This is a genomic window from Desulfosalsimonas propionicica (genome assembly GCF_013761005.1).
GTDB classification, from domain to species: domain Bacteria; phylum Desulfobacterota; class Desulfobacteria; order Desulfobacterales; family Desulfosalsimonadaceae; genus Desulfosalsimonas; species Desulfosalsimonas propionicica.
The window spans coordinates 12,091-33,879 of the sequence record NZ_JACDUS010000018.1 but is presented as its reverse complement, the minus strand read 5'-3'; the positions used below and the strand labels follow the sequence as shown (position 1 = coordinate 33,879).

General features: G+C 48.5%; 8 protein-coding genes. All 8 read left to right on the top strand.

Features of this window, described 5'->3' with window-relative positions; genetic code table 11:
- Positions 1 to 1,727 (top strand): BREX-1 system adenine-specific DNA-methyltransferase PglX (locus tag HNR65_RS17305; protein WP_220128438.1); only part of this gene is annotated, 1,727 nt, incomplete at its 5' end.
- Positions 1,728 to 1,730: 3 nt separating this feature from the next.
- The gene (locus HNR65_RS17300) at positions 1,731 to 2,810 is read left to right on the top strand and encodes a Fic family protein (RefSeq protein ID WP_232364826.1); all 1,080 of its coding nucleotides are present in this window, start codon (positions 1,731 to 1,733) and stop codon (positions 2,808 to 2,810) included.
- Between the two features lie 539 nt (positions 2,811 to 3,349).
- Positions 3,350 to 5,620, top strand: a complete 2,271-nt coding sequence (locus HNR65_RS18235) for a PglZ domain-containing protein (protein ID WP_181552789.1) — start codon at positions 3,350 to 3,352, stop codon at positions 5,618 to 5,620.
- A 13-nt stretch (positions 5,621 to 5,633) separates the two neighbouring features.
- The gene (brxL, locus tag HNR65_RS17290; protein WP_181552788.1) at positions 5,634 to 7,661 is read left to right on the top strand and encodes a protease Lon-related BREX system protein BrxL; all 2,028 of its coding nucleotides are present in this window, start codon (positions 5,634 to 5,636) and stop codon (positions 7,659 to 7,661) included.
- Positions 7,662 to 7,745: 84 nt separating this feature from the next.
- Positions 7,746 to 15,476 (top strand): sacsin N-terminal ATP-binding-like domain-containing protein, encoded by a 7,731-nt coding sequence (locus HNR65_RS17285; RefSeq protein ID WP_181552787.1) that lies wholly within the window; start codon positions 7,746 to 7,748, stop codon positions 15,474 to 15,476.
- Positions 15,476 to 18,211, top strand: a complete 2,736-nt coding sequence (locus HNR65_RS17280) for a DEAD/DEAH box helicase (protein ID WP_181552786.1) — start codon at positions 15,476 to 15,478, stop codon at positions 18,209 to 18,211. Before HNR65_RS17285 ends, HNR65_RS17280 begins: the two co-directional genes overlap by 1 nt.
- A gap of 91 nt (positions 18,212 to 18,302) precedes the next feature.
- On the top strand, positions 18,303 to 18,929 hold the full coding sequence (locus tag HNR65_RS17275; RefSeq protein WP_220128437.1) for an ERCC4 domain-containing protein: 627 nt from the start codon (positions 18,303 to 18,305) through the stop codon (positions 18,927 to 18,929).
- Positions 18,930 to 19,180: 251 nt separating this feature from the next.
- Complete coding sequence (locus HNR65_RS17270; RefSeq protein WP_181552785.1) at positions 19,181 to 21,787, top strand: AAA family ATPase; 2,607 nt, start codon at positions 19,181 to 19,183, stop codon at positions 21,785 to 21,787.
- Positions 21,788 to 21,789 lie beyond the last annotated feature (2 nt).

Sequence of the window (21,789 nt, the reverse complement as noted above, 5' to 3'; positions counted from 1 at the left end):
CAAACGTCAGGCATATGGATTCAGGGATAATTGGTACTTCAAGCTCCGATTATATTTTATTCACGAATCCATCCCGGCATTTCCCGGATGAATCAGATAACTTTCGTTTTTTAAGATACTGGTGGGAAGTTGGAAATAAAAAGATCGCATTTAACATTAAAAACTCCCAGTCTGCTGAATGTTCTGGTAAAAAATGGTTTCCATATATGAAAGGTGGTGGCTTTTGCCAATGGTATGGGAACCAGGAATATACAGTAAATTGGCATAAAAATGGCTTAGAAATTAAAAACTTAGGAATAGAAACAGGTAAAGTTGCTTCTCGCCCCCAAAACACCAAATATTATTTTCAAAAGGGTGTTACTTGGTCAGATTTGACCTCCGGGCGGTTTGCAGCGCGACTATCACCTGGGGGATTTATCTTTGACGTCAAAGGCTCCTCAGTTTTTCCTAATGATATCCCACTTGTGCTTGCTCTGTTAAACTCTTCTTTTGCTTATTATATTTTAACCCTTTTAAATCCCACAATAAGTTTTCAGGTTGGCGACCTTTCGCGACTTCCTGTTCCATACGGCTCTAGTGAATCCTTGGTAAAGTTGGTTAATCAAACAATTGATTTAGTCCGCATGGATAGCAAAGAGACAGAAAACACATATGATTTTATACAACCTCCAAACTGGCATAACGGTATTGAGGAATTAATAAGACGCAATAGACAATTAAAACAGACCGAACAACAGATAGACGAAGAAATTTACCAGCTATATGGAATAAATCAGGATGACCGTAAAGCCATTGAATATGAAATCGGCAGTAATCCAATGGACAATGTTAACCCAAAGGATGCCGAAGACGAAGATATTACTCCTATTTCAAAAGAAACTCTTGCCCGCCAATGGATAAGCTACGCCGTTGGCATTATCATGGGCAGATTCCAGCCAAGCGTTGAAAACGGCCTTGGCCGGGGAGATTTTACAGAGGAAATCAACTCCAAACTCCAGGCCCTGGCAGACCCGGACGGCATCCTGGTAATGGACGAGGGGCACTCGGATGACCTGCCGGCCAGGGTGCTGGATGCCTTATCAATTATGCTGGGGGAAACCGAGGCCGAGGAAGTGGTCAAAACAGCTACCGGCAAGGAAGGTGCAGCAGAAACCTTGCTACGAACTTACCTGGAGAGGACTTTTTTTAAAGAACACATCAAGCAGTACCGCAAACGGCCGGTGTACTGGCTGCTCCAATCGCCCAAAAAGAAATACAGCGTCTGGCTGTTTCATGAAAAAATCAGCAAGGACACACTATTTCTTATCCGTAGTAACAAATATATTGGATCCAAAATGAATCTTCTGGAAGGACAGATTGCAGATCTACAAATCAGCCGAGAACAGGCCCAAGGCCGGAAGAAGCGTGATCTTGAAAACAACATTAGCGAACTGAGTGATATACTGGACGATATCCGTGAATTCGACAAACTCATCAAATTCATCACTGAAGAGCGCGGCTATCGCCATCATATTGACGACGGGGTGCTACTGAACATGGCCCCCATTTGGGAACTGATTCCTTCCTGGCAGGCCGAGCCCAAAAAGGCCTGGCAGGCGCTTGAGCGCGGCGATTATGACTGGGCTTATCAGGCAATGGACCACTGGCCGGATCGGGTTAAGAAAAAATGCCTGACCAATAAATCCTTTGCGATCGCTCACGGGCTGGAAGAACTGTATGATGAATAATTATTGACAACCATTACCAATTCAAGGGCTGAACCCGTGCATTCCTTTGATCCAAACTATCTGGCCAATCTCCAGATACCGCATTATCTGGTCTCGGCGATCCGTCAAATCGGCGAGCATAAAGGGAAACAGGACCTTTACAAGCAGCAGGCGCCCCAGATGCTTGAAAACCTGCTGCACGTGGCCATTATCCAGAGTACCGAATCGTCCAACCGCCTGGAAGGCATCACGGCTGAGTACCAACGGATCAAGGACCTGGTGGAGGAAAAAACCACCCCGGAAAACCGGCCCGAAGCAGAAATTGCCGGATACCGCGACGTTCTGAATACCATCCACAGCAATCATCGCAACATCCCCTTTACCGTAAACATGGTGCTGCAGGTGCACCGGGACCTGATGAAATATGCAGGCAAGGAGGGCGGGCGCTGGAAATCCGTACAGAATCAAATCACCGAGACCAACTCGGATGGGACCCGAAGGATCCGCTTCACACCCGTGGAGCCGTTCCAGACCCCTGAATTTATGGAGGCTTTGCATCAAAGGTTTGATGATGCACGAAAACAACAGGTCGTTGACCCGCTGATTCTCATTGCCCTGTACAGTTTTGATTTTCTTTGCATCCATCCATTTCTGGATGGAAACGGCCGCATGGCCCGGCTTTTGACGGTCTTGCTCCTCTACTATCATGATTTTGAAGTCGCGCGATACATCAGCCTGGAACGGATCGTGGAACAAACCAAAGATTCTTATTATGACACGCTGTACCGCTCCTCCCAGGGTTGGCATGAAGGACAGCACGACATCATGCCCTGGATGGAATACATCATTTCCACCATCCTGGCCGCTTATAAGGAATTTGAAAGCCGGCTTGGACGACTTTCAAAGGGGCGCGGCAGCAAAGCCGATATTGTCCAGAATGCAATCGAGGGTTTTATTGGGGATTTTTCCCTGTCTGATCTTGAAGAAGCCTGCCCGGATGTAGGCAGGGACTGGATACGTGCGCTGCTCCAGCGGCTGCGAAAGGAAAACAAGGTGGAACCGATAGGCAAAGGCCGCTACAGCCGCTGGCGAAAAATCAAATAAACGCCTGTAAGGGAATACAATTTAACCAAGTAAATTGTTACCTGCAACTTACCCGGTACGATTTTAATAGCGTAGGATTGAATTTCAATAGCGTATTAAACGGACCACTAATACGTTATTAAATGTATGGACTACCCTGAGCACTAGGCTTCGGAATGAATATGACCATCAAGCACACACACATGGAACCGGGAAAATAAATGGGCAAAATCACTGAATATTTACGCGCAATGCTTGAAAAGCAGGTGAAAGAAAAAGGGATCGTGGTCTGGTATGACCCTGAAAAGGCATATAAAGAGCTTGCAGGGAGCCTGGCACCACCGGATACTGCTTTGCTTTGTTTTCGTAACAGCTTCTTTCAGCTGCGCAAGGAAATTGAAGACTATATCGAGTTTTTAAATTCCGAGGATCGTCCGGTCAGGCACTGTGATATCCCCCCAAAGCTTCTGATATATGTGCCCATTTCCCGGCATGAAACTCAAAACGCGCTTGTCGAGTCTGAAGCCGCTGGCACGATCATGGAGCCCGGTGCCGGCATTGTGGAAAACAACACCCGCTTAAGGGCGATTGCTGACAGCGTATTTAGCAGTATTGCCCCCGACCAGGTTGAAAAAATATGTCAACAGATCAACGAAGGCATATTGAGCATTGCCGAGCTCGACAACATTGCAGAGGAAGTGGAAAATGTCGGATCTTCGGTAATCAAGCTGATATTTAATGCCACCGCCCCGGAAACGGTAATTCTTTGCTTTGCTGCATCGGACCAGTATGATGCGGCCATCACAGCGAAAAATGCCCTGCCTGAGATCAAGTCCTTTCTGAAGAAGATACTTGGCTTTGAGTTCACCGCAGAAGCGGATCCAAATTCATTGCGGCAAAGCTTGAACAAGCATTTGCTGCTTACCGAGATCCTTTCCGGGATACCCGAAAAGGATCGCCCGGAGGCCCTTGGCTTTATTCAACTACCCGAGGCACCCGGCCAAATCAAAGCCGCTCAAAATATCTGCCAAACCTGGCGGAACCGAGCGGACTTGCGCGATGCCTACATCAATACTGCCAAACAGGTGGAAAGCCAAATCGGGTTAAAAGAAATTACGCTTGTGACAGCAGATACGCTGGACCAGCTTTTAAAAGCGGAGACGTTTCCTGCTATTGAAAAGCAGCTTATGACATATGCTGAAGCCTGCCTGCTGGCAAAGGATCCGGAAACCGCACTTGATACTGCTGCTAAACGAAGGAGCGCATTCTGGTCTATCCATCAACCCAGGAATCAGCTTCGATGGGCAATCATTGAAAATGCGGCCCGCGTGATCTTAACAGGAAAAGCCATACGTGAGGAAATCCCGACCATTGGTAAAGATCCGGCGAGCATGGCCAATCGGTACGTGGACAGCGATAATGCCTGGCAAATGGTTGATACCTATTATCGCCGCCTTGAACATCATTATGCCCTGTTTGATATTGATCTGGCCGGCGAACACGAAAATCTGCAAAATGTTATCACCCTTGTTCGAAACGATTACACCCGCACGATAGAAACGGAAATAGAAGCCTTTACCGGGTCAATGATTAATGCGGATTTTCAAATACGCAGCTGGCTGAGCCAGGATGCCATATTCAGCCAATTCATCGAACCGAAAATAAAAAAAAACAACAAGGTGGCTTATGTTTTGGTGGATGCCCTTCGTTTTGAAATGGGCAGCGAGCTGGCTGAGAGCCTACAACCGGAGTTTGATTTAGACATTCAACCCGCCCTGTCCATGCTACCATCTATCACGTCCGTAGGAATGCCGGCCCTGCTTCCTGAGGCAGACAAAGGCATGAGCCTGACAAAAACCTCCGGCGGCAAGCTTGCCGTTGAAATCAATGGCACAACAATCAAAAACCGGTCTGATCGGATAAAATACTTACAGAACAAGCTTAGCGTCCCTCCTTTCGTATGCAAACTCAACCAGATCATTAAGCCTTCAAAAAAGATCCAGGAAGAAATCCAGGATGCCCCCTGGGTGATGGTGACCTCTCAAGAGCTGGATCGATGGGCCGAAGAAGGCGAAGGCGATGAGGAAGTTCGCATTTTTATGGAAGAGGTTTTATCGAGATTGAGCAAGGGGATTCGGCGCCTTGCAGCACTGGGAATTGAGGAAATTGTGGTCACCGCAGATCATGGCCACTTATTTGGTGAGGCCATGGAAGGCGGCCAGCGGATGGATCCGCCGGACGAAAAAAATGTGGAACTCCATGGACGGGTTTGGATTGGCAGCGGTGGCAAAAACAGTGAAGGTTACTTCCGGGTGTCATCAGATCAATTAGGTCTTGGCGGTGATTTGGAACTGGCTTTTCCCCGCAGTCTTGCATGTTTTAAATCCAAAGGCGCTAACAAGGCTTATTGCCATGGCGGCATTTCGCTACAGGAAATGATTATCCCGGTCATCCACTTAAAGCAGAAAATGGCCGAGCAGGCCTTTGCTAAGGCAAATGTGGAATTGGCATTGGGAACAGCCAAGATTACCAACCGGTTTTTCTCCATAAATGCAATTTACAAGGAAACCGGGCTGTTTGCGGCAGATGAGATAAAAGTGCGGATAGTTGTTAAATCCGGCCGCAAAGAGGTCGGCGAACCGGTGATGGCCTCTTACGGATTTGACGCAGCCACAAAAAACATCGCGCTTAAAAGAGAAGAACCGAATCCCATCACGCTGATGCTGACAACAGATGAGGTCTTGGAAAATATTTCAATACATGTTTTGGATGCAGCATCTGATACAGATATCGGCAGATTAAAGGGAATCCCCGTGGATATCGCCATATAAGGGAGAATTGATTATGTCTGAGCTTGATCAAAAAGCCACATCAGTCTTTGCCGGCAAGGTGGTGCGGAAAGACTTGGTGCGAAAAGTGAAAGTCGGCGCCAATGTGCCGGTATTTGTGCTGGAATTCTTGCTGGGCAAATATTGTGCAACTGATGATCCCATGGCGATAGAAGCCGGGCTGCAGGTCGTCAATTCAACCCTGGTGGAAAACTTTATTCGTCCTGATGAAGCAAATAAGACCCAGGCAGCTGTCAGGGAACAAGGCCGGCACACTCTCATTGACAAAGTCAAAGTGCGCTATTTGTCCCAAGATGACAAATACTGGGCCGAGTTCGTCAATTTCGGCCATAAATACGTCCATATCCCCGAACACTACATCAGAGAGTATGATCGGCTTTTGGTCGGGGGGATCTGGGCGCAGGCGGAAATCAAACACGAGTTTGACGAAGAGGCTAAGGGGAGGCGCAGTCCTTTCTGGATCGAAAAATTGCAGCCCATTCAACTGGCCACATTCGATCTGGATACCTATAAGCAGTGCCGGCAAGAATTCAGCTCAGATGAATGGATCGACTTGTTAATCCGAAGCATCGGTCTTGAGCCGACGCATTTTGATCGGCGGCTGAAACTGCACCTGCTGGCCCGCTTGATTCCTTTGTGCGAGAAAAATTTCAACATGATTGAACTGGGCCCCAGGGGCACAGGGAAATCCTACGCCTACCAGGAAATCACCCCTTATGTCATTCTGTTGACCGGGCCCACCACGGTTCCCAATCTTTTTTATAATATGCATACCTCACAAATGGGACTGGTTGGTATTTGGGATGCCGTGGGCTTTGATGAGGTCGCTGACCTTCAGAAAATGCCAAAGGAAGTCATTACTACCCTTAAAACGTATTGCGAATCCGGTTCCTTCGCCCGAGGCAAGGAATTTCTGTCCGGCATGGCCTCCATCGCTTTTTTCGGAAACACCAACCAGCCGGTTGAAGTGATGGTAAAATCCTCCCACCTGTTCCTGCCACTGCCGGATGTTATCCGGGAAGATATGGCATTTCTGGATCGATTGCATTTTTATATTCCCGGCTGGGAAGTTCCCAAAATGCAAATCCACTATTTCACGGATCATTATGGATTCGTGGTCGACTATCTGGCGGAAGCCATGCGCGAGCTTCGCCGGCATAACTATACGGAAATGGTGGATCGGTATTTTTCCTTTGGGAGCCATTTAAACGCCCGGGATGTCAAGGCTGTGCGTAAAAGCATTTCCGGGCTGATCAAGCTGGTCTACCCCCATGGGGAACTGAACAAAGATGAAATGGCAGAACTGGTCGACATTGCCCTGGAGGGCCGCAGGCGCGTTAAAGAACAGTTGAAAAAGATGGGATCTTTTGAATATTACCAGACTTCTTTTTCCTACATTGATAATGAAACCCGTGATGAGCGTTTTGTCGGGGTAGCCGAAGAAGGCGGCCGGGATCTGATTGCAACGGATCCCTTGAGCCCGGGATCGGTTTATACCGCTTCTGTGGATGTTGACGGGAAAGTGGGACTCTACCGCCTGGAAGTGGGTTGCTCAACTGGTACCGGGAAGTTGAAAATTTCCGGTAGCGTGGATAGTGCCATGAAGGAATCGTTACAACGTGCCTTCTCCTATATCCAAGGTCGCAAGGTAGAGATGGGAATCGCACAGCAATTTGTAACAACCGATTTTCATGTCGAGGCCATTGACCTTTTAAGCAACCATATATCCTGTAATGCCGGCGTGGCACTTGTCGTGGCCATTTATTCTGCATTAAAAAAACATTCTGCAAGCCCTGCGCTTCTGATTCTAGGGGATTTAAGCATCCAGGGCAATATAAAAGCCATGAACTCGCTTATTGAGCCGCTGCAAATCGGCATGGAAAACGGCGCCCGTCGTGCCCTGATCCCCATCGAAAACAAACGCCAGTTTCTGGAAGTCTCTGCGGATATCATGGAGCGCGTGGATCCCATTTTCTACGGGGATCCCATGACAGCGGCAATGAAGGCGCTCGGAATTAACTGACAAGATTTTGCAAAAACAGATTTTTTATTTACATGGGGGGAACCATTTTAAAGAATTAATGTGAACAATTAGGTATAAAAACTCATGAAAAAATATACCCACCAAACTTACAAAACCTTCCATGGAATAGAACCACGCCCCAATAGCTGCATCGTTCGAAGCCCACTTGACGAAGTTAAAACCATAAGGTCGTTGCTGGAAGATGTCTATAAAGATGCTGGTGATGGACGGACTCTACTCAGGGAACTCGTCCAAAATGCAGATGATGCAGAGGCAAGCGAGCTTGTGTTTGCAGTTTTAGAAGATGGATGGCAGGAAGCCAGCAACAGTCTCCTAAAAGGGCCTGCCTTAATTGTTGCCAACAACGGCCCTTTTTCTGCACAGGACCACGAAGCGCTGCACAAGGCGCTGGGAGGCTCTAAAACCGAGCAAACAGACAAAATCGGCAGATTTGGAATCGGTCTAAAAAGTGTATTCCACATTTGTGAAGCAATTGTCTATCTGGGCGCTGAAAAAGGCGTACTTCGACCCGGTGTTGTCAACCCATGGGCGGGAACCGGCGGAACTGATGAGCGTGATCCAATACACCCGGACTGGGACTTTGTGGAAGGTGAAGATCTGGACAAGCTGATAGGGGTTGCGGACCTCCTTCTTGGAAATTTTCACCAGGGTCTTATAGAATGGATCCCTTTACGGAATTCTGGACATTTGGACCGTGCAAAAGACATTACCTATGGATTGGGGGCCCACTGTTTCCAAGCGAAAGAAATTACTGCATGGTTTTCAAGCTCAGATTCTCTTGGCCTGCTATTATCCCAGTGCGGTCACCTTACTTCCATTGAAGCAATCTGTGCAAAAACCCCGGAAAATTTAGAATCTCCAAAACAAGAGGCTCATATCTCCCGCCCAGATTTCCAAGCCCTCGATTGGATCGGTCGCTACAACGATGACTCTGTTGGCAAAGAACGCTTTTTTGAGGGACAAATTCAAAATGAAGAACGATCCCGGTCGGTCCTGGGAGTTGAAGCGCTCGGCCATAGTCGCTTACGGGAGCTTCGAAATAGTCCGGGTTGGCCAACCGAACAAGAATGGCGCCAAGGACGATGCGACTGGGTGCCGCGAAAGGCATTGGGACATGCTGCAATAACTATCCTTCGTCCAACGGGCGCATATAGCGAACCATCCGAATTACGTATCAGATGGGCGGTTTTCTTGCCTCTAGACGAGGATCCCCAGCCTGAGACAAGCGATATCGTGGAGGTTAAACCTGTCGGCAAAAATCCTGATTCTGGTTATTGGGATTTAGTACTGCATGGGTATTTCTGGCCTTCCCAGGATAGAAGGTCGATTCCCGGGGTGACCACCCAGGAGCAGGCCTCCGGCGAAAGCGCGATGAGGGAGAAATGGAACCGGGCTTTGCGGGATGAGTTGTTGCTCCCTCTTCTGCCGAACATTCTTGCCAGGATGGCTCGGGATATGCCGGAAGATACCACCCGATCCGTACTGATAGCCACCCTATCCTCGCAAATAGTCCAACAAAACATAGACGCGGTTACCAAAACCCAATTTCTACTTCCTATTATATGTAAAAACGGAGTCGCCTGGAAAACGTTTCCAGTCAATGGAATTCAAATCCTTTCAATACCCCATTGGCATCACGCCCCTGATACGGTCCGAATGAGTTTCGTAAATCAAATAAAGGAACACCCGTGCAACTATGTCTTCATTGAAAACGATGCCCCGCAGCTCGGAGACGTGCCAGGCAAATGGCCTTATCAATGGATTCAACATTTGCTCTCCTGCATATCCGGCCAGGCACTTAGGACTTCTCAGGGGCTGTCCTGGACGGCAAGCCTGTTACGTCACATTATAGGCGACCCAAATGAATCTGGACACCAACGAACCCATGCGGTGGCGAGATGGCTTTCCTCAAAAATTGCGGAAAAAGCTCTTAGATCAACATCAAAAGGAAGCAATGAAGAACAGCAGCCTGTGCGGGAAATTTGGGTAGAAGTTTTCAATGTCCTTCCCAATGAGTGGCTTATCAGCGCGCCACTTGGCGCACTAAAAGCGGTGGAAGAGCTTGCCGAAAATGGGATAATAGGGCCGGGTTTTTTTCCTGTACCCCTTGGGCGCAATCCAGAGATGGCTGGCGAAAGCCATCCCGATGCTCAGAGCATCGATAAAGCATTGCTAGATATCGCCAGGCGAATGATGGAGGACAGCCAGTCCTCCCAGCGTGCGCGAAATTCCCGTCTCATGCTTGCCGAAGTCCTTATCGCTTTAAGAGGGATCAATGACATAGACCCGGAACTGAATAAACTACCGCTGCTCCGGGCTCGAAGACTTCCAAAGGACATTGACGATGCATGGTCCATTTATGATCTGAAGCGGCAGATGGAAAAGCATAGAGTGTTTGCCAAGCAGGCAAGCGAGATAAGCGAAGACCAGGAAATAACGGATTTGCCCTCGGACCCGAGAAAGGCAGGCACGGAACTGGCAGAAGCGCTTGGAGTAGATATTTGGCTTATTAATAAAGCCGTAGGGATGGCTGCGAATCTCCCCTACCCTGTCGAACAGGAACTGGCGGTTACGGTTAAATCAACTGAATCCGTCAACAAGGATCCTGAAAAGAGAAAAGCGCTTCTCAAACGGATAGCTGGTTCAGAATATAAAAGCGACCCGATTATTTATAACGCGATCTTTGCTCTTCTGACCGGAAGCACTAAGGCCTCTCAAGAAAGGCAAAGACTCTTTTATGTACGAAGCCAACACTCAGATAAAATTAATAATAATAAAACCTTGAATATACTGCTTCGACTTCTCCAGGAGCAATGGCGCGCGATTGAAGCTTCGCTCATTGAGCCCCTTCCTCACGCGTTGGTCCAGGAGCTTCAAGTCACGGCGATTGATTTCGGGGTTTTGCACGAATTATTGGCGGAAAGCCTGGACTCTTTGGTGGAATGGTCCGAGCTGCACAAGGAGGATGCAATTCACTTGCTGAGACATCTCCATTCCGCTTCATCTGAGAATCGCTTGCGGTGGAAACGAATGCCCCTGCATAGAATGCGCGGAGGCAGCCGGGGGGCTTTTAAGGAAGGCGTATTACGGGCCGTGAGTGATATAAATTTACCCGAAGAACTGGAAAGCGAAATACTTCTTCTTGACCCTGATCCGGAGGTAGTGGATCTCTATTTTGATGTACCTGTTCTTGACGAAAACGGCATCCTGAAAGCAATGCTGACAAGCCATAAACCTCATCGGTTTGCCGGAGAAATCGTTTCTGCCCTTCGTAACGAGAGTGAAAATCTTGTGTTCCTACCTTCTGATTCTTCGTTGCGCGATCTATTAAAACGTGCGTCATGGCTCCCCCTTTGCGGTCATAATTCAGGAATCGCTCCTGAAAAACTGCTGCTCCTGCCCAACGAAAAACTGCAGGGACTAATAGCGCCAATTGAAGAAAAAGGAGCACTGGATGACTTCAAATTAATTTATAATATAGCACCAAGTGTCTGGAATATATCCCATGACCTTGTGTTTGAAATTCTGGGCCGCCCTTCTCCATCCAAACAGATCCTGAAATTAGCAAGCGCAATTGAATCATCCAAAATTGAAAATGTCGATGGCGGCTTCTATGCCCTACTTCCCGAGACCGATGGTTTAGATATCGATCTCATTATAGATATTTTTCAAACCCCTTTATGTGATGCTCACAAGGGGTGGTTCATAGTTCGAACCGCAGCTGAAGTCATCAACCTCTCGGGAGGACAGGCGCTCACTAATGCCCCTGGCAGATCAAAAGAGGCTATTCTTGCTCTCGTTAAATCCCTTTGCAGCAAGGTTCCCCCTGATAATCAAATATACACACTGAGGAGCCTGGCCGAGAGCCGTCCGAGAAGGGATGATCCTGCCGGCCGCGTTCACCGCAAATTCATAGAGGTATTTTCGCAAACGGAGACTTTCTTTGAAAAGGTATTGCCAAGCATAGAAATGCCAACCCAGGACGGGCAATGGCGTTTACCCCGGGAGATTGCAATGTCAGAGTCGGGCATTTCCCGACGTCATCGGTTGTTATCTGATTACCGGTCTCTTTTGGGACTTGACAGGGATGAACCTTGGACAACACAAAGGCAAACAGAACATACACCGGCATCTGGATCTGTAGATACCCTCAGACAATATTTTAGCCATTGGTCAAATCGGGTCCCCAAAGGCGCAGTCGGTTCATTTCTCAGCTTATTGGGAAATGGTCACCAGGATGGAATCTTAGAGCTTGCCCAGGAGTGGCTTGGGGATGATGTCAGTGTTGAGGGAATGCGTGCGCCTATAGAGGGCGAAACTGATATCGGGAAGTCTATCAAGATCCGTGTTTCCGGGATAGCCACGGGTCAAAGGGTTCGGGTGATGAATCTGCTCGGTCAAGAAATTGAAATGGAACTGGGTGCAGAAAATGAGATGATTTTCGCAACCGATCCGGAACTAAGGCGATCCGCATTAGGAAGGTATTGGATCATTATCTTGCGGGATCCAAAACCGGAACATCGCACCCAGCAGGAACTTCTTGAGCTTCTCGGTAATTCTGTTGAGTGGTGGGCTAAACGAGTTCTCAATATAGAGATTCAGCAGGTTCGGCAATGGTGGACCAAATGGGGTACTGGTTCGCAAGCTTACATAGGTCCAGTGCAAGCATCCATTCTCGCTCATTTGCCGCAAACGTTTTACCAATTGGATGTCAGAGAATGTGCGGAATTAAGGGACGCCCTGAAAAATGCGCAACGGGCACAAAGAAGACGGGAACAGGCCCCATCTGCGCAACTCAATAAGGCAATTAGGGACGAGCGATCAGCACTTGAGAAATTGGGCAGTTTAGTTCGAAACGAACCGGAGTACCAGAAGTTTATCTGGTACCGCATGCAGGAGCTGATGAAAAGATTTGGTTATACCGAGAGCAGCGTATTGCTGGAACTATCACAAAACGCTGACGACGCACTTGCCCAATCAGCTGAAATATCGGGTACAGATTTGCCTGCCGAAGTGCAGTGCCTTTTCATAAGAGTCAACAGGTATGATGATAAGCCGGAAATAGAAATCAAACATTATGGCCGGCCGATCAATGAAACAGGGGGGACTGGATTTCCGGCTGGACCCGAGAGGCAGTGGGATCAGGATCTCTATTTTATGATGCTGCTTAATCTGAGCGGCAAACCAGGGGAGACCCCCGGCCAAAGTTCATCATCATCAACAACCGGGAGATTCGGGCTTGGTTTCAAATCCGTTCACCTGGTTTCAGAAATGCCTTCGGTCATAAGCGGCTTTCTGGCCTTTACGATAAAGGGCGGAATATTGCCTGTTGAACAGGCCTTGCCAGAGGAAACAGACCGCCAGCCCATAAATGGCCACCCCCCAACTATCATTAAATTGCCGCTGCGCGAAGACCTTGATGAATCCGAATTGCTTAACGGCATATTCAAGAATTTTCATTATGCCAGAGCATTTCTTCCAGCTTTTTCTCGTCAAATCCGGAAAGTGGTTATTGAGGGAGGCCCGCGCCCGGGCATCAGTACATTCGAAGGACAACAAATCGACGGTGCGCCAGGCTGGTCGTTAGCAAAGGATCCAGTCACCCTTCCAGAGACTGATGGCCGTTGGCGTATACTCCGTTTCTGTCCAAGGGAGGCTGGAAATAGCAAGGGAACAGAAGCGGTTATAATCGGTCTCAAACATGACAGACCAAAAGCCCTCCCGATGGATATGCCGTTTCTATGGAATGTGACTCCCACAAGCGAAAGCTGGGGATGTGGATATGCCGTTAACGGACCATTCAAGCTGGATCCAGGCAGGGCCCATGTCGCCTTGGAGGATGAGAAAACTCGCAGAGTATTTGATCTGCTTGGCGAAACGCTTGGAAAAAGCCTGCTAAACTTGCACGACGCCCTTGAAAACAGAAAAGATAATCCCTTGAATGGGCCCCCTAAAGGAAATGAGTCTATAGAATTTCTCTCGGCGCTGTGGAAAATTCTCGCCAGCGGGATAGACAACAGAGACCAGCTCCGAAAAGAATTACTACTTAGCCTCCATGGCGATGGACGTGGAATTTCAGGATGGATGAGGGCGCGATCTATAGTTCCTTCCGGGCTGCCGGAGCCTTTTTTGCCCCGATTGCCTGTCTTGAATGACAATACACAGGTAGAAATGGCATCAGAAGGGCTTGATAGCCCAGCAATCTGCCGGGCTATTTCGCAAATTGATGACATAACCGCGATCGCCCGTAGCCATGTAGTGGCCTCAGAAGAAATCGTCCAGCTCCTGCAGCCTTTTTTGTCAGCAGCTGTAAAGGAATTTTCCCCTGCAGATCTTTTTCATGAACTGGCCGAAAGTTGGAACTATACTCTAACGCCAGAAAGGCATCATGGACTCCGGCCGTTGGCCGAGGGCGTCATCTGGGAGCAAATCCAGGAAAGCGCAACCGGCCAACCATGGTATTCAAAACTTAACGCGCGTTCCCTTGACGGCAATTTCAGTCCTTTACGAAAATTATTACTACCGCCAACAGCCATTCAAGTTGAAACAGAGGCTGTGGACCAAGATGAATTTCTTCGAGCAGCATTTGCCCCTCAATACAGCATTCTTGACCCCGAGTATATTGTTTGCAGGGAAGATCTTGAGATATTTCTGAGGCTGAGAGCTCGTCATGAGATTGATGCTGCTGTGATGGCCTCATGGTACACAAATCTCACGGGCGATCATAGACATGAGGCGTTGAAATATCTTCTGGATGGAAGACTCCAAAAAGAAATCCTGGAAAAGCTTATCCCTCATCATTCAAGGCCGGTTTGGCTGAGCGAATACGAGCAAGTCCGTTCAATGCTTGCCGCACTTAACAGGGAAGACCATTGGCAGTCCCGCCAACTTCTGGCTGCTCTTTTTCCAACACGGTTTCAGGAAATCCCGGAGGAGATTCCGGAAGGACGGACCTTGCCTGAGGCCAATAGGCTGACATTTTTTGAAAGATTTAGACTATGGTGGAACGATCCGCATAATCGCGATCGTGTCATTGATGCCTATGAGACAAAGGCTTGGCCCGACTGGTTGAGACACCACGGGATTTCATACGGTCTACAAAACGACTCCAAGGACCATTGGCTGGCCCTTTTTGTACTGGGTGCTTGCCGCAGCCTGGGGCTAACGCAACGAAGTCATCACAGAAACTTTGCTGAATTTATCAAGCGGGAAGGCTGGTGGGAAATTTTTAAAAACCCCGATGAAACAACAGCTTGGATGGACCTGCTTCGCATTTGGCAAGACAGGAGCCAAGAAAAACTGGAGTATCTGAGATGGATGTCACTTTTCCCCGCTATATACCAATTAAGCAGGCATCTCGAGACTTATAAAAGGCTCATTCGATCAGCTGAAAGACGGCCTGCAGAACTATATCGGGTGTCTTGTTTGCTTGCTCCTCGGGTTGATGAGGCGCTTACAGGAGCAGGTCAACAATTTGACGCGCCCCCGGCCCCCCTCAACTTTGGCCTACACTGGATTCTACGGGAGCTCGTGCGGATGAATATCCTTGAAGGCAACCATCTACTACCAGACTGCTGGGTTCCTTCAGATCAGATTGTCCGTTTCCTATGTCCCCTCGGGCTCGAGACGATCGATAGCGGCGTCCCTAACCGGGATAAGGCAAAAGCTATATACGATTTCTTAAAATCCGAACTGGACACCGCTACCCCTAATCTTCACAAGGCATTCGATATCCCTTTTTGTTATATAGCCGAAAATCATCAACTCCAACAAGAACTCGGCCTGGAGGTATAATGTCTGGTTTCAAGAAAGGCGCTAATGTAAGACACCGCAGTTTTGGCCAGGGAACAGTGCGCATGGATGACGGAGAAAGCGTTCTCGTCAGGTTCGAGCATGGCGTCGAGGAATGTTTCCCTGCCGACCTGGAGTTGATTGAAGGGGTGAGTGACCGTGCGGATGGGGATAAGCTTGATCCCGCCCTGAATGTGGTGACCAGGATAATCGGCAGCTGTGTGCTTTCAGTAAATGATGCATGGGGGGTCTTTTCGAGTTCAAGAATCGCTTTGCTTCCGCATCAACTCTGGGTCTGTAAAAAAGTCCTGGAATCCTGGCCACGTAGATGGATGATAGCGGATGATGTGGGACTTGGAAAGACCGTAGAGGCTGGCCTGATCCTTACACCCCTGCTTTCTTCAGGTCGCGTGAAGCGCCTTTTGATTCTTACTCCTGCAAGTCTTACAGAGCAATGGCAGACGCGCCTGAGGGAAATGTTTGATATTAGGGTATCTATGTATGCGTCTTCGATCGATACGAAAAGATCTGACTTTTGGAACACTCACGATAAAGTTGTCGCATCAGCCCACACTCTTCGCACCAACACAGGAAGCCGCTGGGAACGACTGGCTGGTGCGGATCCATGGGATCTTGTAATTGTGGATGAAGCACACCATCTGAATGTGGACGAGATTCGAGGGCGTACCCTATCATTCCAGTTAGCAGAACATCTCCAGGATCATGGTCAAATACATTCGATGATTTTTTTTACCGGTACGCCCCACCGCGGAAAAGATCTGGGTTTTCTTTCACTGTTGAAACTGCTTGATCCCGATGAATTTGACCCGAAAATGCCCCTTGAAGAGCAGGCTCACAAACTAAAAAAAGTGATGATCCGCAATAACAAGGCCAGGGTAACAGACATGATGGGCAACCCTATATTCAAACCGGTGAGGCCCCATTTAGAAAAATACACTTACTCAGAGGCTGAGGCTCGCTTCTACGAAATGCTCACCGACTTTATCGTAACAGGAAAGACATATGCGGCAAACCTTGGACAACAGCAACAAAGGGTGGCGATTTATGTGTTGATCACCATGCAAAAACTTGCTTCAAGTTCGGTCGCAGCGGTTCGGCGGGCTCTGGCAAAGCGCCTTGAAAGACTCCAGGGAGCAAAAACGAGAGTAGAACAATGGAATACAGATATAAAGCGCATGGAAGAATTGATAGCAGAGGACGATCCTTCGAATTTGGATGAACTTGCCCAAATCGAAGAACGTGTTTCACGTAATATCGATGACAGGGTTTCACTCAATCCAAATGAAATCCCTGCAATAGAGGAGCTGTTAAACAAAGCGAACGAAATTGAGCAAGAAACAAAAATACAGCGAATTCTCGACGTGGTCGAAAAGGATTATTATGGGCGCACTGTCCTTTTTTTCACTGAATACAAGGCAACGCAGGCACTCCTTATGAGTGCCCTTAAGGCCCAATACGGTGATGATTGTGTCACCTTTATTAACGGCGATGGATTTATTGAAAATGTCAAGGCCGCCGATGGAACAGTCCGCACCATTAAAGAGGACCGGCTCCGTGCAGCAAATCGTTTTAATAGGGGTGAGGTACGATTTCTTGTCTCTACTGAGGCCGCGGGGGAAGGAATTGACCTTCAGGAAAACTGCAGCAATCTCATACACGTAGATCTGCCCTGGAATCCAATGAGACTCCACCAGCGTGTCGGGCGGTTGAATCGATACGGTCAAAAGGAAACTGTAGATGTGGTAACGATTAGAAATCCGGATACAATTGAGAGTCGCATCTGGGAGTGCCTGGATGAAAAACTGGAGAGAATTAACTTAGCCTTCCAAGGTGCTATGGACGACCCGGAAGATATGCGGCAACTGGTAATCGGGATGGCTTCACCGCGGATGTTTACAGAGTTATTTTCCGATGCCGAACCGGCACTTCACGGACAACGAATAGAAGATTGGTTTGATTCCAAGACAGCAACTTTCGGGGGCGAGGATGCCGTAAGGATCGTGCAGAATCTTTTTGGCAACGTCGCTCGCTTTGATTTCGGCGAAGTTGCCGATCAGATCCCAAAAGTGGATCTTCCCGACCTTATACCTTTATTCAAAGCTCTGTTCGCTGTTATGGGGAGGCGCCCCAATCAGATTGATAAGACGCGCTTAAACTTTAAGACACCTTCCCAATGGCTAACCGATTTTACCATTGCCGATCGGTACAACCTGCTCTTTGCGCGGGATCTGAAGCCTTTAAATGGCGAGGATGTCGCCGGCATAGGTCTAAAAATCGTAGACAGAGTAATCAGTGCTGCCGACGATCTGACTGACGCACTTGCCGCAGTGGGCGATTTCCCTGACCCTCTGGTTATCTTCGCCCTGCGGGACCGAATTACCGGCTCAAAGGGACCCGTTAAAAAAGTTATTACAGGCTTGCAGAAGAAAAAAGACGACGGATGGGTATTACTTAAAGATTGGGAAATCATCAAGCTTCTTAACCTTTATGCTGATAAGCCCAGGAGTCAACTGTTTGACGCCGAACCGATTCCGGAACAAGAAACCACGGCCCTGATCAAAGAGGCTCGGTCACACTTGTCCTACCGTATCGAGGAACTCGATCTTCCATTTCAATTGCCTGTAATCGCGGAATTTGCCTGTTTGATCCCTGGAACTCATCGGGAAAAAGATCCTCCTTGGAATAAGAGGACTGATGTTTCAGTGGACCTAAATTAAAAGATAGCTGTTGCTGAGGAAGCTGCGTGAGCTTGGATATAAGCATGAGTAGCGAACTAGTAAATATGAACCGTGTGAGCGGAGCGAAAGGTTGGATAAGAAATTAAAAAGCCATGGGGCCCCGATGGGCAAGGAATATACTTTTCTTACACCAAGCACGTCGCGACTCAGAGTGATACGCCAAGGACACAGTATCATTCGGAGCCAGGGCATCCCAAAGCCCATCGTCATCGTCGATACGCTGGAAAAAGAACCATTACCTATATACGAAAATCATCCCAACTGGATCGCTGGTGAACGCAGGGCAAATATGAAAACCGGTGATTACACGGTGGAGGGGATGGAAAATATTCTTTGCCTGGAACGTAAAAGCCTTCCGGACTTGATAGCTTGCACCGTCACCTATCGGCAGCGCTTTATTGGTGCCTGCCACCGATTGGCATTGTTCCAATGGAAGGCCATTCTTATCGAGGCCACTTTTGAAGATATCAAAGGCGGATTCGAGCAGTTTGATATCCCTTCTGCTGTCCATCCCAATACCGTCTGTGGCACACTGGACGCGATTGAAGCAAAGCTCGGCATTCCGATTATCTATACATCAACAATCCGGGGGCTCGCAACAGAGCGCACCGCGAGCTGGATGTCAAAACATTTCACATACTGGTGGCTGGAAAATAATGGGCATGGGCGAATTCTGGTGGATACGGATCGGTTGTGATTTTTCTTTCATCCGTTATTGAATTCTATTTAATTCGAAAATGAGCCTTTAAAAAATCAAGAGGTTCCATCCATTTCATCGCTTTTAATGCTGATATGACTTTCTTTAGGTGCATAAAACAAGGCCAGGCACGGCGACGGCTTTTCCGGCGGCTTCGCCTCCATTACAAAGACGCGCGTGTTGGCGACATTCCATTGATATCAAAAAAACCGGCGCATAATTCACAAACATAAGAAAAAAAGGTCGTTGTTATGAGCAGATACACAGGCGATAAAGACGCCACCGCCATTCTGGAAGCGGCTGAGCACTGGCGACAACAGGGATTGCTGACCGAAGGTTCCATATTTACGGATAAGTCTCTGTGGCGGCTGGAGCATTTTCAGGCCTTGAACGAAAATTTTGTGAATCAACCCCTTGAGGGAGAAGGTTCTTTTTTTGAAAAACTGTCTGCCCAGCTTGTGAATACGGCTCCTGAAGTCAAACAACTGGCCGCTGAAATTCTCTGGATCATGTTCCTTTGCCCCAGCAATATCGGGGTAGAAAAAAAACGGGAGGGCATACAGACGATCTGGGGCTGGGCGGAGGAATCTTTTCCCGAAGCTTCCCCCTGGCTGTGGGATAAATATCTCAATGGTGTGGGCAGTGCCGGAACAGGTTTTAATACTAACAGAGCCCGGGAATATGTCTTTATCATACGTATTGTAATGAATTTAAAGGAACTGGCTCCACCGGATCGTGAAGCGCTTTTAAATAGCGGCTGGAAGCTGGCTGAATGGCTGGAGCAAACCCCCGAGTGTGATGGCAGGCAGTTTCGCCACATGATGCTGTTTCTGCTTTTCCCGGACAGCTTTGAACGGATTTTTGGCGGCACGGACCGCCGTAAGGTTGTTACAGCCTTCAGCAGAAAGTCGGAAGCCCAGGTCAATGCCATGTCAGCTATGGAAATTGACAAAGAACTTTACGCGATCCGGAAAAACCAGGAAGACAATTTTGGTATAAAGGACCTGGATTTTTATGAAACCCCGCTGCGGGAGCTTTGGAAAGATCCTGGAAATGCCTCGTGGCTGTTGACCTGGAATCCCGACAAATGGAACTGGCAAAGTTTAGAAGCAGACCGGGCGGCCACCCATAAAGGAGAGACCGTGACCCATCGATGGTCTTGTGCCAATCGAAAGGCCGCCGTCGGTGACAAGGTCTATCTTGCCCGCACAGGTGTTTCTCCCAAAGGGATAGTTGCTGTCGGCAACATTGTAACGGCTTCGTATGAGGCCCCCCACTGGGAGGAAGCAAAAGCGGAGAACGGCCAGACTTGCTGGCATGTTGATGTCGCTTTTTCAAGAATTCAGGATCCCATGGCGGATGATCCCTACCTGACGATGGAAGACTTGAAAAAAATAACCGTTGATCAACAAGACTGGACGCCGCAATCTTCCGGCATAGAAATAAAAACACGTTTGGCCGGCATTTTAAAAAAGCGCTGGGAAGAGAAGGTTGTTCCCGCGGTTCCCCCGGCCCCGGGAGCGACCAATCTCATTGTTTATGGCCCGCCGGGTACAGGCAAGACGTATTACCTGAACAACTTGATCGGAGATTATCGCAGCCGGAAACAAAAGATTGGCCGGGAAGCCTGGCTGATTCAACAACTGCTCGATATGCGCTGGTTTGATGCCGTTTTTGCCGCTCTTTGGGCTCTTGGCGGCCGGGCCGGGGCAAAAGAAATTGTAAATCATGAATATATCGCCTTAAAGGCCCGGGCTATGGGGCGTAACCGGCACGTCACCAATACGGTCTGGGCTACGCTGCAGGCCCATACCGTTGAGAGTTCTCAGACGGTGCAATACAAGAATAAAAGCGTTCCCTATGTCTTTGACAAGCAGAAAGATGGGCAATGGCGCATGGTGGCAGACTGGGAGGAAGAATGCGCGGAGCAGGTTTCTATGGCCCAGGCCTTACAAAAAGGGCCGGTAGTAGAAGCGGCCCATCAGCGGTATGAGTTTATAACCTTTCATCAGGCATATAGTTATGAAGATTTTGTGGAAGGCATTCGCCCGATTCAAAATGACGAAACCGGGGAGATTGAATACAGGGTTGTGCCGGGCGTGTTTCAGCGTATTGCTCAAAAAGCCAAGGCAGACCCAGGCCAGCGGTATGCGATTTTTATTGATGAAATCAACCGCGGCAATATCGCCAAGATTTTTGGTGAGCTGATCACCCTCATCGAAACGGACAAACGGACGGAGTACGATGAAAATGGTGGGAAGGTCCGCGGCATGACACTGACGTTACCGTATTCCGGCGAGGCCTTCGGCGTACCGGCAAATCTGGATTTATACGGCACCATGAACACGGCCGACCGATCCATTGCCCTGATGGATACCGCTTTACGCCGAAGGTTCACGTTCCGGGAGTTGATGCCGGATCCCGGGATTATCAACGGCTCGCGCGGAGATGGTTATATAGAAGACGGGGAAGGCGGCAGCATCAATTTGCGGGCGCTGCTTAAGACTATAAACCAGCGCATTCGTTTTCTTCTGAATCGAGATATGATGGTGGGTCATGCATATTTTATGAAGATAACGGATTTTGCCGGGTTCAAGCATGTTTTGCTCACTCAGATCATTCCTTTGCTGCAGGAATATTTTTATGAGGACTGGCATCGGATTCAATTGGTGTTCCGTGACGTGGGGCCGGACCGGGAAAACATGGAGCCGCAGATTATTTGCCACAGAACACTGAAAGACGAAGCGGTTCTGGGGTTTGCTCATGACGATTATGATGATTTGATTGATTACCGGGTGGCCACGGCCGATGAAATAACCCCGGACGCGATCCGCAAAGTGTACGAGGAGCCTGCCTGACC